Genomic DNA, 13,642 nt, shown 5'->3' on the forward strand with positions numbered 1-13,642 from the left:
CTGTTCGATCTTACGGGATGAATACAAGTTGCGAAGGTAGGCGTAGACTAAGATTTTGAGCAAATCCCGAGGATGATAGCTTGAGGTGCCACCGCCTTTATAGGTTCTTTCTATGGAGGTAATATCTATCTGGTCCAAAATGTTGTTGACGATACGTACAGGATGGTGCTCTGGAACAAGATCATCATAACTGGGTGGAAGAAGACTCAATTGTGCCTGACTGTTGGTCTTCCATACAACTTTTCTTTTCATACCTTAAGATACGAAAAACAGGACTTTTCTTAAAATATAAAGCACAAAAAAGAGGCTGCCTTTTTAGACAGCCTCATTTTTTTTTAGAAAAAGATTCTAATGTTTGACCCTTTATAATAACTACTAAAAAACTAATATAAATTTATTCGAATATTAAAAAGGTAGTGCTTAACGATTTTAATTGCCATTCAAAGTGTGGATTAGCTAATTTATACTCTATTATGGATATTTGACCTTAATTAAAGAGTACTAAATACTATGCGCATTATAAATTCCAAAAATAAACTAGATATTTTATGAGTCTAGGTTCCCAAATGTTTAAGGGAATGGCTTGGAGTGCCATAGAACGTCTTTCCGTACAAGCAGTCCAGTTTGTAATAGGGATTATTCTTGCTCGTATTCTTACTCCAAAAGAATACGGTATTATTGGAATACTGTTGGTTTTCATTGTAATTTCAAATGTATTTATCGATAGTGGGTTTACAAAAGCTTTAATTCAGAAACAAAAAAGAACAGAAGCGGACATTTCTACTGTTTTTTGGTTCAACATATTAATAAGTATTATCTGCTATCTTCTTTTGTGGATTTCGGCACCATTTATTGCTGAATTTTATGACTTAACAGATCTAACTCTGCTATTGAGGGTGATATCTTTCTCTTTAATAATAAACGCCTTATTTACCATCCCAATTACATTGCTTACTATCGATTTAGATTTTAAGGCTATATCCAAAATTAACCTAATAGCAACGATAATTTCAGGAATAATAGCTGTGTATTTTGCTTACACCGGATTTGGAGTCTGGGCATTGGTAATACAGATTATGGCACGCTCTACCTTTACAGCCGTTCTTACTTGGTTTTTAATTAAATGGAGACCACTATTTGTTTTTTCCAAGCTTTCTATTAAGGAGCTGTTTTCGTATGGATCGAAACTTTTGGCATCGTCCTTATTAAACACGACTGTAAATAACTTTTATGCACTCTTTATTGCGAAATTAATTAGCACCAAAGATTTAGGTTTTTATACTCGCGGCACTCAATTTTCAGATATGGTTTTCGGTATTCTAAGTGCGGTCTTAGATAGTGTGCTTTTACCAGGGCTTTCAACAATTCAAGACCAGAGAGAACTTCTCATCAAATATACGCGTACAATTATCAAGTCCACTGCCCTATTCACAATTCCAATATTTCTTTTTTTAGCAATACTTGCCGAACCTTTAATAAAAGTTCTATTAACTGAGAAATGGCTTCCTGCCGTTCCTATTATGCAAATTTTCTGTGTCGCACGACTTGTAACGGTTATTTCTGGAATTAATATAAACCTTCTTTACGTAATTGGCCGTACAGATTTGGCATTACGTCAAAATTACTTTAAGATTGTTATTCGTGTAGTTGCGTTTATAATCGCTTTAAAATATGGCATTTATTATATTGCCTTAGCGGAGCTTATATCCACTTTCATTCACTTTTTTATTAATTCTTATTATCCAGGTAAGATTATGAACTATGGAGCACTAAATCAGATTAAAGATATATCCAAGATCATTTTTATAAGCATTTTAATAGTTTTGATCTCTTTCGTTTTAATGCAGGTAATTGATAATGAAATACTCCAACTTTGTATTATTCCAATAATAATGATATTCTTATATATTAGTTTGATTAGGTGGTTTAAAATTCCAGAGTATTTTCAATTGATGATTAGGATAAAAACTTTATTAAGATAAGAATTAATAATCCTTAAAGATTGCAGTAGACCCTATGAAAAAGCACATCTCAAGGTTGATTTTTTCAAATAGCTTTTTAACATCGATAGTCATGTTCTTCGTTAAAATGAGATTGAAACAAAAAATTGACATTGCATTTGGCAGGAATGTATTCATTACCCTATCTAATAAATATGAGGGCCATAATAGGCTAAATGATAACTGTACTCTCGCAAGTTCCATGATTGGATATGGTTCTTATATAGGTCCAAATTGCAATATTTATAAGACTAAAATTGGTAGGTTTACGTCAATTGGACCAAAAGTCACCTGTATTTTCGGGAAACATCCCTCCAACACTTTTGTAAGTACGCATCCGGCCTTCTTTTCAACCGGAAAACAGGCGGGCTTTACTTTTGTTGACAAACAATTATTTGAAGAATTTGAAAAACCATTTGATGAAGATAAAAAGTATTCTATAGCTATAGGCAATGACGTATGGATTGGGGAAGGTGTTTCTATCATGGATGGGGTCCACATTGGAGATGGAGCTATAGTAGCTGCCAATGCTTTAGTCGTTAAAGATGTACCTCCATACACCATTGTTGGTGGATTACCTGCAAAACCGATAAAAAAACGATTTTCTGATGATCACATCACCTTTTTAATGGCTTTTAAATGGTGGGATAAAGACATAAATTGGATTAAAGCGAATGCACACCAATTTACGGATATTATAGAATTTTATAAAAAAAACAAAAATGAATAGTCAGTCATTGCCCATAGTTGTTATAGCTTATAACAGGCCTAGATCGCTACGGCGCCTATTAGACTCTCTTTCAAAAGCTACTTATCCAGATCGTAACGTACCCTTAATTATAAGCATCGATCATTCCGACACCAACAAAGAGGTACTGCAAATAGCAACAGACTTTGAGTGGCTATTTGGAATAAAAACAGTGGTATATTCTGATGTCAATCTTGGTTTAAGAAAGCATGTATTGAAATGCGGAAATTACGCCACTGAATATGGAAATGTAATTTTACTTGAAGATGACCTTTATGTATCCCCCTGTTTCTACGAGTATACTTTAAAAGCATTGGAGTTTACGAAAGGGAAAGAGTACATAGGAGGAGTATCTTTATATAACCATCAATTTAACGTGCATAAAGTAGTCAACTTTACTGCTATTGACGACGGTTTTGATAATTGGTATTTTCAATTTGCCTCTTCTTGGGGACAAGCATGGTCCAAGACGCATTGGGAGGAATTTTATACCTGGTATAAAAATCAAGGTGTCCTACCTCCCAACCCAGAAACACCCGATAATGTTACTGCTTGGTCAGAAAAATCTTGGTTAAAGTATTACATCGTTTACCTGATTGAAAAGAACAAGTTTTTTCTCTACCCCAAGGTTTCCTTAACAACCAACTTCAGCGACCAAGGTACTCATGCAGTTAAAGATAGTAGTACCTACCAAGTATCCCTCTTACATTACGCAGCTAAAAACTTTAATTTTAGCAAATTAGAAGAATCAAATAGTACTTATGATGCCTTTTTCGAGAATTTGAAACTACATAAACTTCTAGAACTTAATAAACATGAGCTGTGCGTAGATTTAAATGGGTATAGGAAAGTATATAATAAACGTTACATCCTTACCACCCAAATACTGAATTTTGAAATTGTAAAATCCTATGGCAAGGCTTTAAAACCTATTGACGCCAATATTATAGCTAATATTCCTGGCAATGAAATTTTCCTTTATGATTCAAGTAAAACGGTAACAAATATAATCACAATAGATAAATTACAAAATATACTCTATAATATAAAATACATCTCTTACAGGGATGCTTTATATCTATTTGTTAGCATGACAAAAATGAAAATTAGTAGCGTTATCAATAAATTGAAATAATAGAGTTATAATATCTATTGTACTGTAGTTTTTTAATATAATTAGAATCAAAATAAGATTAGAAGAAAGAATGAATTCAATTCCTAAATACATAGTAGATACAGGAGTTTTAATAATTATCCTATTGGGCTTATACCTTTTAAACCCCTTTAGTATGGGATATTTATTTGGTTATCTTTTAACGCCTGTAGTATTTCTAAAAAGTAGTTTTATTAGAGAAAATTTAGATCTTGATTTTGTATTGCTTATTCTTTTTTCAATTTTCTATGCCTTATTTTATTCATTTAGTGCGGATGCAGCAGACGGGAAACAGTTTATTTTAATCTACTCATTATCTCCACCAACATTTTATTTAGTTGGAAAATTTTTAGTCCGATTAAAACCAACATCTAATACCGTTTTTTATATTTTGTTCTTTATTGGTGCCATTTTCTCTATTTCCGCGGTAATATCCGTTTTTTTAAACTTCCAAGAGGGCGGATTTGCACAATTAGATAGATCTATTCCTATGTTTTGGGACGGCAGTCCAATTTCAGCCACAATCATGGGCGGATTCTTAACCTTTAACATGTGTATTCCTGCAGTATTAATTACTACACAAGGAAAAAAAGGTGTAGCTTTCAACATAGGGGCATTATGCTTATTTATTTTATCATTAATATGCGCTCTAAGACTAGGGAGCAGAACGCAATTGGGTATCTTTTTAATAACAACTGTCTTTGCTATACTATATATGCTACCTAGACAATCCATTAAAAAAAATGTATGGTTGTTTGGACTCATGGCTGCGGTTATTCTCTATTTAATACGGAATGTCTCCTTTGATTTAAATGCAGATTGGCTAACAACCTTTGCAGGTAGAATGAGTGGTGGAACTGGTGAACTAGCTAGTGGGGGCGGAAGAACAGAAAGGTGGATTAAGTCATTAGAGTACATGCTATCCCATCCCCTGGGATGGGACATTAAAGAATTTGGCTACTCCCATAATTTATGGCTTGATGTTTTGCGTGTGGCAGGAATTATACCTTTCGTAATTTTAATAATATACTCCATAAGATCTTACATTCAAATCAAAAGAACAATTCTGATAAATAAAGAAAGTATCTATTTAAACACGCAAATATTGATCTATGCAATAGCCATGTTCTTGCTTTTTATGATGGAACCCATATTTGAAGGTCTTTTTTCATTTTTTATTGTTTTTTGTATTTATAAAGGGATAATTAATAAATACTATAGTCATATTAGTCAATGCTAAAAATACTGTATATAAGCTCACTTTGCTCGGAGAAAACTTTACAATATATTTATGATACGTCCATTAATAAGCCCGAACAGGCTGCGCAAAAGTTTCATAGGTTATTGGCCCAAGGACTGGCAATGCACGAAAAATTATGTAGTGTAACAACCTTAAGTACGCCTCCAGTAGTTCCCAGCAACCACAATAGAAAGCTTTGGAGATTGGCTCCCGAAAAAGTTGATAATCTAAAATACCGCTACGTTCCGTTTATAAATCTTCCTATTATTAAAAACATCGGTATTTTTATTTACACCTTTTTCAGCGTATTGTTTTTAACATCTTTCTTAAATAAAGGAAATAAAATAGTCCTTTGTGATGTTTTAAACTTTACAGTCTCATTATCTTCATTATTGGCTTCAAAGTTAACAGGAGCAACCACGGTTGCGATTGTAACTGACATTCCTGGTCTAATGGTTACAGAAAATAAAAATGAGGAAAATAAGCAATCCCTATACTTTACTACCATTACCAGGATGATACAGGGTTTTGATAGGTACGTATTATTGACGGAACAGATGAACTTAGTAGTCAATCCCAATAATAGACCCTATATCATAATGGAAGGCCTAGTAAACATAAAGATGAACAAAATGGAGAATAATCTGGCCCTAAAAAATAGGTTAAGAACTTTAATCTATGCAGGTGGATTGTATGCCAAATATGGAGTAAAAGACTTAATAGAAGCATTTATGTTATTAGACAACCAAGATGTAGCACTACATTTATACGGTGCTGGGGAAATGACTTCAGAAATGCCCTCCTATACCAATAAGGATAGCAGGATTATATTTAAGGGAATGGTTCCTAATAAATTAGTAGTTCAAGAGCAACTTTCTGCTACCTTATTAATAAATCCTCGTCCAACAAATGAAGAATTCACCAAATTTTCTTTTCCGTCCAAAAACATGGAATATATGGTTTCTGGAACGCCCATGATAACAACAAAACTCCCGGGAATGCCAAAGGAATACTATCCATTCGTTTATTTATTTGAAACGGAAAGTGTAGTTGGAATGATGAGTACTTTAAAAGATGTTCTTAATAAGTCTGATGAGGAATTACACCACTTTGGACAAGAGGCAAAAAGTTTTGTTCTTTCCAAAAAAAACAATTATATCCAAGCTAATAGAATTTTAGATTTTCTAATCGCCAACAAAACCGAATAAACTTATGAGAAATAGAATTAAATATTTAGTTAAAGACAATATGTTTTTATTAAATATTGCACTAAGATTTCAAAGGTTTAGGAATAGATATAAAAAAGCAGTCTCAGGAAAAGGAAATAAAATAAAAAACAATGGGATCCTTTTAAATGTGAAGTTTGATATTATTGGGAACCATAACTGTATAAATATAGAACATGGTGCTATATTATCGGGCATTACCATATACATGAGAGGAGATAATCACACTTTAAGCATTGGCAAAAACTGTCAATTTAATGGCGGCTCAGTATGGTTCGAAGACCACCACTGTACCCTGGAAATAGGGAATAACAGCACCATAGAATCTGCTCACATTGCAGTTACTGAACCGAATAAAAAAATTATAATTGGAGAAGATTGTATGTTCTCCAGCCATATTGAATTTAGAACAGGAGATTCCCATAGCATATTAGACAATACGACCAGACAACGTATTAATTACGCAGAAAATATTCAAATTGGCAATCATGTCTGGATTGGTGCTCATTCAATAATTTTAAAGGGAGTTACAATTGGAAATAACTGTATTATAGGCACAAGTTCGTTAGTCACTAACAACATTCCTGACAATTCTATTGGTGCAGGTGTGCCCGCGAAAGTTGTGAAAAACAATATCGACTGGGTTCGAGAACGGTTATATGAAAACGTGAAATAGCCTAATTAAACTCACCCTGCAACTGAGTTACTTGAGCAGAAAAATAATCGACAATTTAGTAGTACTTTTGCTGGATAATAATTTACCCGTATATATGGAATGTTTAACTATAAGAATGGAGTAATTAACTTTTATAAAGTATAAAGAAAGTAGAAACAAAAGAACTAAACCTATATCAGATTAAGAAAATTAAATATTCTATCAATAGGTAGATACTTTAAGCAATTGCCCATCGTTAATATAATAATTAAACATGTGCAAGTAAAAAAAAGGTGTCACCTAAAATGAAATCATATAATTAAATTCGGCAACTCATCCCCAATTCCACACCATTGGTAGGGTTTTTATTCCAGTTTTTTTAATTATAAATATATTTATATTTTATTACTTAATGCTATTTAAATGTATCCCCCATGAAAATCGCCTTACTGTTCCCCAATAATGTTTTTACATCTCCCTATCTCAAATATTATAAAAACATTTTAGAAAAAGAAAATATCGAATACGACTTATATACATGGGATAGAAATGGAGTTGACGAAGAAGGGTGTATTCCATTTAAAAATAAGGTTAACGTATCCTTACCCTTATTGAGAACGTTAGATTTCATAAAATTTAGAGCGTTTTTAACTGGGCACCTTAAAAAGAACAACTATGATAAAGTTATTGTTTTTTCAGGTCAACTTGGAATTTTAATGGGAGATTATCTTTTTAAATACTATCCAAAAAAATACATCTTAGACATCAGGGATTTTTCACCAGTCATGAACTATTTCAAAAATAGGTTTGCAAAGCTTGTTGAGCAATCCTTTTTTGTATGCATATCCTCCAACGGTTTTAAACAATGGTTACCTCCCAAGGGAAATTATGTTTTAGGTCATAATATAGACATACATCTTGTAGAGGAGTCTTTAAATAACTTTCCTAACCGAGAGAAAACATTTGAGAAAAAGACATTAAAAGTAGATACTATTGGTCAAATAAAAGACTTTAACTCCGATGCCAAGTTTATTGATCAATTAAAAAATGACAAGAGATTTGAGATGGAATTTATTGGTTTTGGACATGCATTACCCAATTTAAAGGAAAAAATAAATTCTGAGCAGGTTGAAAACATAAAATTCCATGGTCCTTATGAAAAAAAGGAAGAGCCCCATCTCTTAAAGAATACAGATTTAATTAATATTTTAATTAGCCGCTTTGATAGTAACAAGGGAAGTACATTGTTAAGTAATAGATTATATTTATCTGCCCTTTATAACATTCCATGTATTGTAAATGGGGATACTGAGCAAAGTAAAATAATTAAAAAATATAATTTGGGAATTGTTGTGGATAGATATGAGGAATTACCCCAGAAATTAATTACATACCGAGATAATTTTTGTCATCATAGTTTTAAAAATGGGTGTCGTGCTTTTTTAAATGATGTAAAAAAAGATTACTCCTTTTTCGAAAAAAACGTTACTAATTTTTTAATAGCTAAGTAAAAAAACATGTTTAAAGATAAAACACTACTCATTACAGGAGGTACAGGCTCCTTTGGAAACGCCGTGCTAAACCGCTTTTTGGAAACGAATATTAAAGAGATCCGCATCTTTAGCAGGGATGAGAAGAAGCAGGACGATATGCGGAACCAATTAAAAAACGAAAAGGTAAAATTCTATATTGGGGACGTAAGGGATTATAACAGTATTGCCAAAGCCATGCAGGGGGTAGATTACGTATTTCACGCTGCAGCACTAAAACAAGTCCCATCTTGTGAATTTTTCCCCTTAGAAGCAACAAAGACCAACGTGTTTGGAACCCAGAACACCATAGATGCCGCAGTGGCCAATAATGTAAAACGCATTATTTGCCTTAGCACGGATAAAGCCGCCTACCCTATAAACGCCATGGGAATCAGTAAGGCCCTTATGGAAAAGGTTGCCGTTGCTGCATCCCGGAATATTCCTAATGACAACACCATCGTCTGCCTAACCAGATATGGCAACGTAATGGCCTCTAGAGGTTCTGTAATCCCTTTGTTCGTAAAACAAATTAAGGAAAATGCTCCTCTAACAGTTACCGATCCCAATATGACCCGGTTCCTAATGTCATTAGAAGATGCCGTAGATTTGGTCATCTTCGCATTTTTAAATGGAAACCAAGGGGATCTCTTTGTTAACAAAGCACCCGCTAGCACTATAGGCGACCTTGCACAGGCCCTTAAGGATATTTACAAAGCTAATAACGAGATTAAGGTAATTGGTACCCGACATGGGGAAAAGTTGTACGAAACCCTTTGTACTAGGGAAGAAATGCAAAAAGCTGAGGATATGGGCGAGTTCTATCGTATACCAGCGGATAACAGGGATCTTAATTACAGCCGATATTTCTCTGAAGGAGAGACGGATACTAGTGTTATTGAGGATTACCACTCTCATAATACCGAGCAACTCACCAACTCTGCCCTAAAGGAAACCTTATTGAACTTAAATTATATAAAAGAGAATTTATAAATGCAGCAAGCCGTTCCTATCCAAGGAGACACTTTTAATGACAACAGGGGGAAAATGAAATTTTTCAATGCTTTTGACATGTCCCCCATTGTCCGTTTTTACGAGATAGCACCTTCTTCCATCGATATTATTAGAGCCTGGCAAGGCCATAATCTAGAAAAGAAATGGTTCTATTGCCATAGCGGCAGCTTTGTAATTAATATTGTAAGCATTGCAGACCATAGCGCTACCGATTTTAGTCCGGAAAGATATGAACTAAGCGCAGATACTCCGTTAGTGTTAGAAGTACCTGAAGGAAATGCCACCGGATTTAAAGCCATTCTTCCCCATTCTAAGCTCATGGTTTTTTCAGATTTCACTTTGGAAGAATCGGCCAAGGATGATATCCGATTCCCATTAGAAACCTGGAACGCCAAATGGTAAGGGGTAATATTTGATTAAATACATAAATACGTTAAGAAAACCTTAGATTGCACAATTAGCATAAGAGAAAACATATATATAATAGTTACACTCCAACACTAATTATATTCGTTTAAGGCAAAATCAGCATCAATGAAAAAAATTGGAATAACCGGACAGGCCGGTTTTGTAGGAAACCATCTTTACAACACTTTAAATTTAGACGACACGGTAACCTTAGTGCCGTTTGAAAGATCTTATTTCGGGAATAAGGCTATGCTGGAAGAATTTGTAGCACAGTGCGATACAATAGTCCACTTGGCCGCCATGAATCGACATGAAGACCCTAATGTAATCTACAATACCAATATAGACTTGGTGCAACAATTGGTAAGCGCATGTACATCCAAAAAAGCCACTCCACATATATTATTTTCTTCCTCCTCTCAAGAAGAAAAAGACAATCTATATGGACAGTCCAAAAAAGAGGGCAAGCAAATTTTTATGGAATGGGCAGAAAATGAAGGCGGTAAATTCACCTCTCTCACTATTCCCAATGTTTTTGGTCCCTTTGGAAAACCTAATTACAATTCCGTAGTAGCCACCTTTTGCCATAAGGTTGCACACAATGAAACACCAACCATAATTAACGATGGCGAGGTAGGTCTCATTTACATTAATGAACTGGTGCAGATCTTTATTAACGCAATGAATAATGTGGAAGAAGGAGTATCAATCAATAAAAACTCCACGGAAATAAAGATAGCGCCTACCAAAAACATTAAAGTATCCGAAATACTTGCCCTATTACAACGGTATAAAAAGGATTATATGGAAAATGGGGTTTTTCCCAGTCTGGAAGTCGAATTTGAAAAATCGCTTTTCAATACTTTTAGATGCTATGTTCCCACCAGTCATTACCCCGTTAAATACATTAAAAACACGGATAATAGAGGTAGCTTTGTAGAAATAGCACGTACCCAAACTAGCGGCCAGTTTTCATTTTCTACCACTGTCCCAGGGATTACTAGGGGGAACCATTTCCATACGCGAAAAGCGGAACGTTTTGCGGTGATCAGCGGCAAAGCATTGATACAATTGCGAAAGATAGGTACAGACGAGATCATCGATTATTATCTAGACGGCAATGAACCCGCGTATGTAGACATGCCTATTTGGTATACCCATAACATAAAAAATATTGGCGACACAGAGTTGATCACTTTATTTTGGATCAATGAGCCTTACGACCCGCAAGATGCGGACACCTACTTTGTAAATGTGTAATCAACAAAAAATATTCAACCTTGAAAAAATTAAAAGTACTGACCGTCGTGGGAACGCGACCAGAAATTATAAGATTAGCTTGTGTGCTAAACGCCCTTGATGCTAATGAGGCCATAGATCACACCTTAGTGCATACGGGACAGAATTACGATTATGAATTGAATGAAATATTCTTTGATGATCTAGGAATCAGGAAACCAGATCATTTTCTGAATGCGGCAGGCAAAAATGCCTCGGAGACCGTAGGGAATATTATTATAAAAATAGACCCCCTTTTAGAGGAGATAGATCCAGATGCATTTTTAGTACTTGGAGACACCAATTCCTGCCTCTGCGCTATACCAGCAAAAAAACGAAAAATCCCTGTTTTTCATATGGAGGCCGGTAACCGTTGTTTTGATCAACGTGTACCCGAAGAAACCAATCGCAAAATAGTGGATCATATTGCGGATATCAACATGACCTATAGTGATATTGCAAGAGAATATCTCTTACGTGAAGGATTATCCCCAGATAGAGTCATAAAGACAGGGAGCCCCATGTACGAGGTGTTGGGGAATTTTAAAGCAAAAATAGAAGCTTCTAATGTATTGGATAAACTGAAGCTGGAAAAGCAAAAGTTCTTCGTAGTTTCTGCACACCGTGAAGAAAACATAAGCAATCCCAAAAATTTTGAAGGACTGATAACTTCCTTAAATCTAATCGCCGAAAAATACGATTATCCTATTATAGTATCCACCCATCCCCGGACCAGGAATATGTTGGATGAAAAGAAAATGGATACCCATAAGAATATCCAGTTTCTAAAACCCTTAGGGTTTTCGGATTACAATGCCTTGCAATACCATTCCTTTGCCGTATTGTCTGACAGTGGTACCATCTCGGAAGAATCGTCCATATTAAATTTTAGGGCCCTTAATATTAGAGAAGCTCATGAACGACCAGAGGCTATGGAAGAAGCTTCGGTAATGATGGTAGGACTTAACCCAGAACGCATCTTACAGGCCCTAGCTGCCCTAGAAGTCCAGGATAGGAACCCAGAACGCAATTTTAGAGAAGTAGCAGACTATTCCATGCCCAACGTTAGTGAAAAAGTAGTGCGAATTATAATTTCCTATGTAGATTACATTAACAGGGTAGTTTGGTCTAAATCATAAGTTTATGAGAATAATTTATTTAGGATTAGCTGTTCCAAATATGGACCATTATCACAATATGTTTACCGAACTGGTAGCAGAATTTCGGGATAATGGGCATGATATCATGGTGGTAGCACCATCCTATGCCCCCAATATAGAGGGCTTACAAATAGAGGATGGAGTTCCTGTTTTAAGGGTGCCTACCATGAAGATGTTCAGGGTTGGAAAAATACAGAAAGGATTGGCAACCCTACTACTCCCCTACCAATATAAACGAGCACTTAAAAAAGCCAAAATTGACTTGAATTTCGATTTGGTAATGATGCCCACTCCTCCAATTACACTGGTTACTGTAGCCAGTTGGATAAAGCGGAAATATGGGGCAAAAATGTATTTGGTACTTCGTGATATTTTCCCCCAAAATGCAGTAGACCTTCAAATGATGAGCGCTAAAAGCCCGGTCTATTCCTATTTTAGGAAGAAAGAAAAAGAGATGTACCAAACTTCAGATTACATAGGGTGCATGTCTCCTGGAAATATAGCGTATGTAAAAACCCATAACCCCGAACAGGACGCTAGTAAATTACACCTATTGCCTAACTGGAGTCCGTTACATCCAAATTTAGAACAGACCGAGATTAATAATATTAAGGAGCAATATGGTCTCTCTGATAAGTTTATCGTTATGTTCGGAGGGAATATTGGCAAACCCCAAAAAATGGAAAATATAGTGGCACTTGCTAAATCTTGTGCTGCAATTAAGGATATCTTCTTTTTCATTATTGGGGGAGGGAATGAAAAGCAACACTTACAACAACTGATCCTTGAAGAAAAACTAGACAATGTTGAGGTAAAAGATTACCTGACCAGGGAGGAATATTTTAAAGTTTTACAAATTGCAGATGTCGGTCTAATATCGTTGAGCGAAGATTTTACCATACCTAATATACCTTCTAAATCTCTGGTCTATTTTAATGCTAAAGTGCCTATTTTGGCCTCCATAGACGTTAATACCGATTTTGGTCCACATATAGAAGAGATAGGGGCTGGCCTTTGGGCAGAAGCAGGTAAAACAGAAGTGTTGAAAGAAAAATTAATGCAGTTGTACCATAACCCCGAAAAAAGAAGAGAAATGGGGGAAAATGGGTATAACCACTTTAAAAGCTCCCTCTTGGTTTCTATGGCCTATAAGAATATAATGTCCCAAGTAAATGTGAAGTAGTTGAAGTGTAGTTAATTGTTAAATATCGATAAACTACCGTTAATCAAT

General features: G+C 35.0%; 13 protein-coding genes. 12 read left to right on the plus strand and 1 reads right to left on the minus strand.

Annotated features, from left to right (window positions below):
- Nucleotides 1–252 (minus strand): transposase (locus G466_RS0111755; RefSeq protein ID WP_026813843.1); only part of this gene is annotated, 252 nt, incomplete at its 3' end.
- Nucleotides 253–548: 296 nt separating this feature from the next.
- Here G466_RS0111755 and G466_RS0111760 point away from each other — a divergent pair.
- From G466_RS0111760 to G466_RS0111815, 12 genes are all read left to right on the plus strand, one after another.
- Nucleotides 549–1,982: a lipopolysaccharide biosynthesis protein gene (locus tag G466_RS0111760; protein ID WP_026813844.1), complete on the plus strand. Its 1,434-nt coding sequence runs from the start codon at nucleotides 549–551 to the stop codon at nucleotides 1,980–1,982.
- 112 nt (nucleotides 1,983–2,094) lie between these two features.
- Nucleotides 2,095–2,730 carry a CatB-related O-acetyltransferase gene (locus G466_RS0111765; protein WP_229797209.1) on the plus strand — a complete coding sequence of 212 codons (636 nt, stop codon included), beginning with the start codon at nucleotides 2,095–2,097 and terminating at the stop codon, nucleotides 2,728–2,730.
- Complete coding sequence (locus tag G466_RS21915) at nucleotides 2,723–3,883, plus strand: glycosyltransferase (RefSeq protein ID WP_034235457.1); 1,161 nt, start codon at nucleotides 2,723–2,725, stop codon at nucleotides 3,881–3,883. Before G466_RS0111765 ends, G466_RS21915 begins: the two co-directional genes overlap by 8 nt.
- Before the next feature lie 154 nt (nucleotides 3,884–4,037).
- Nucleotides 4,038–5,141 carry an O-antigen ligase family protein gene (locus tag G466_RS0111775; RefSeq protein ID WP_157373863.1) on the plus strand — a complete coding sequence of 368 codons (1,104 nt, stop codon included), beginning with the start codon at nucleotides 4,038–4,040 and terminating at the stop codon, nucleotides 5,139–5,141.
- The gene (locus G466_RS0111780; RefSeq protein WP_026813847.1) at nucleotides 5,135–6,349 is read left to right on the plus strand and encodes a glycosyltransferase; all 1,215 of its coding nucleotides are present in this window, start codon (nucleotides 5,135–5,137) and stop codon (nucleotides 6,347–6,349) included. Before G466_RS0111775 ends, G466_RS0111780 begins: the two co-directional genes overlap by 7 nt.
- A gap of 4 nt (nucleotides 6,350–6,353) precedes the next feature.
- Nucleotides 6,354–7,043 (plus strand): acyltransferase, encoded by a 690-nt coding sequence (locus tag G466_RS21920; protein WP_051315635.1) that lies wholly within the window; start codon nucleotides 6,354–6,356, stop codon nucleotides 7,041–7,043.
- Nucleotides 7,044–7,456: 413 nt separating this feature from the next.
- Nucleotides 7,457–8,533, plus strand: coding sequence for a glycosyltransferase family protein (locus tag G466_RS0111790; protein WP_026813848.1), 1,077 nt, complete (start codon nucleotides 7,457–7,459; stop codon nucleotides 8,531–8,533).
- Between the two features lie 6 nt (nucleotides 8,534–8,539).
- Nucleotides 8,540–9,544 carry a polysaccharide biosynthesis protein gene (locus G466_RS0111795; RefSeq protein WP_026813849.1) on the plus strand — a complete coding sequence of 335 codons (1,005 nt, stop codon included), beginning with the start codon at nucleotides 8,540–8,542 and terminating at the stop codon, nucleotides 9,542–9,544.
- Nucleotides 9,545–9,967: a dTDP-4-dehydrorhamnose 3,5-epimerase family protein gene (locus tag G466_RS0111800; RefSeq protein WP_026813850.1), complete on the plus strand. Its 423-nt coding sequence runs from the start codon at nucleotides 9,545–9,547 to the stop codon at nucleotides 9,965–9,967.
- Nucleotides 9,968–10,099: 132 nt separating this feature from the next.
- Nucleotides 10,100–11,233 carry a polysaccharide biosynthesis C-terminal domain-containing protein gene (locus G466_RS0111805; RefSeq protein ID WP_026813851.1) on the plus strand — a complete coding sequence of 378 codons (1,134 nt, stop codon included), beginning with the start codon at nucleotides 10,100–10,102 and terminating at the stop codon, nucleotides 11,231–11,233.
- 20 nt (nucleotides 11,234–11,253) lie between these two features.
- Entirely contained in the window at nucleotides 11,254–12,390 is a 1,137-nt protein-coding gene (wecB, locus tag G466_RS0111810) for a non-hydrolyzing UDP-N-acetylglucosamine 2-epimerase (RefSeq protein WP_026813852.1), read from the plus strand.
- Between the two features lie 4 nt (nucleotides 12,391–12,394).
- Complete coding sequence (locus tag G466_RS0111815; protein WP_026813853.1) at nucleotides 12,395–13,594, plus strand: glycosyltransferase family 4 protein; 1,200 nt, start codon at nucleotides 12,395–12,397, stop codon at nucleotides 13,592–13,594.
- Nucleotides 13,595–13,642 lie beyond the last annotated feature (48 nt).

Origin of the sequence: Arenibacter certesii DSM 19833 (assembly GCF_000429545.1) — a bacterium.
In the GTDB taxonomy this organism is placed as follows: Bacteria; Bacteroidota; Bacteroidia; order Flavobacteriales; family Flavobacteriaceae; genus Arenibacter; species Arenibacter certesii.

Excerpts from the sequence above, each read along its gene's own strand:
- G466_RS0111760 (WP_026813844.1), top strand. The coding sequence starts at position 549 with ATGAGTCTAGGTTCCCAAATGTTTAAGGGAATGGCTTGGAGTGCCATA.
- G466_RS21915 (WP_034235457.1), top strand. The coding sequence starts at position 2,723 with ATGAATAGTCAGTCATTGCCCATAGTTGTTATAGCTTATAACAGGCCT.
- G466_RS0111775 (WP_157373863.1), top strand. The coding sequence starts at position 4,038 with ATGGGATATTTATTTGGTTATCTTTTAACGCCTGTAGTATTTCTAAAA.
- G466_RS0111780 (WP_026813847.1), top strand. The coding sequence starts at position 5,135 with ATGCTAAAAATACTGTATATAAGCTCACTTTGCTCGGAGAAAACTTTA.
- G466_RS21920 (WP_051315635.1), top strand. The coding sequence starts at position 6,354 with ATGAGAAATAGAATTAAATATTTAGTTAAAGACAATATGTTTTTATTA.
- G466_RS0111790 (WP_026813848.1), top strand. The coding sequence starts at position 7,457 with ATGAAAATCGCCTTACTGTTCCCCAATAATGTTTTTACATCTCCCTAT.
- G466_RS0111795 (WP_026813849.1), top strand. The coding sequence starts at position 8,540 with ATGTTTAAAGATAAAACACTACTCATTACAGGAGGTACAGGCTCCTTT.
- G466_RS0111800 (WP_026813850.1), top strand. The coding sequence starts at position 9,545 with ATGCAGCAAGCCGTTCCTATCCAAGGAGACACTTTTAATGACAACAGG.
- G466_RS0111805 (WP_026813851.1), top strand. The coding sequence starts at position 10,100 with ATGAAAAAAATTGGAATAACCGGACAGGCCGGTTTTGTAGGAAACCAT.
- G466_RS0111815 (WP_026813853.1), top strand. The coding sequence starts at position 12,395 with ATGAGAATAATTTATTTAGGATTAGCTGTTCCAAATATGGACCATTAT.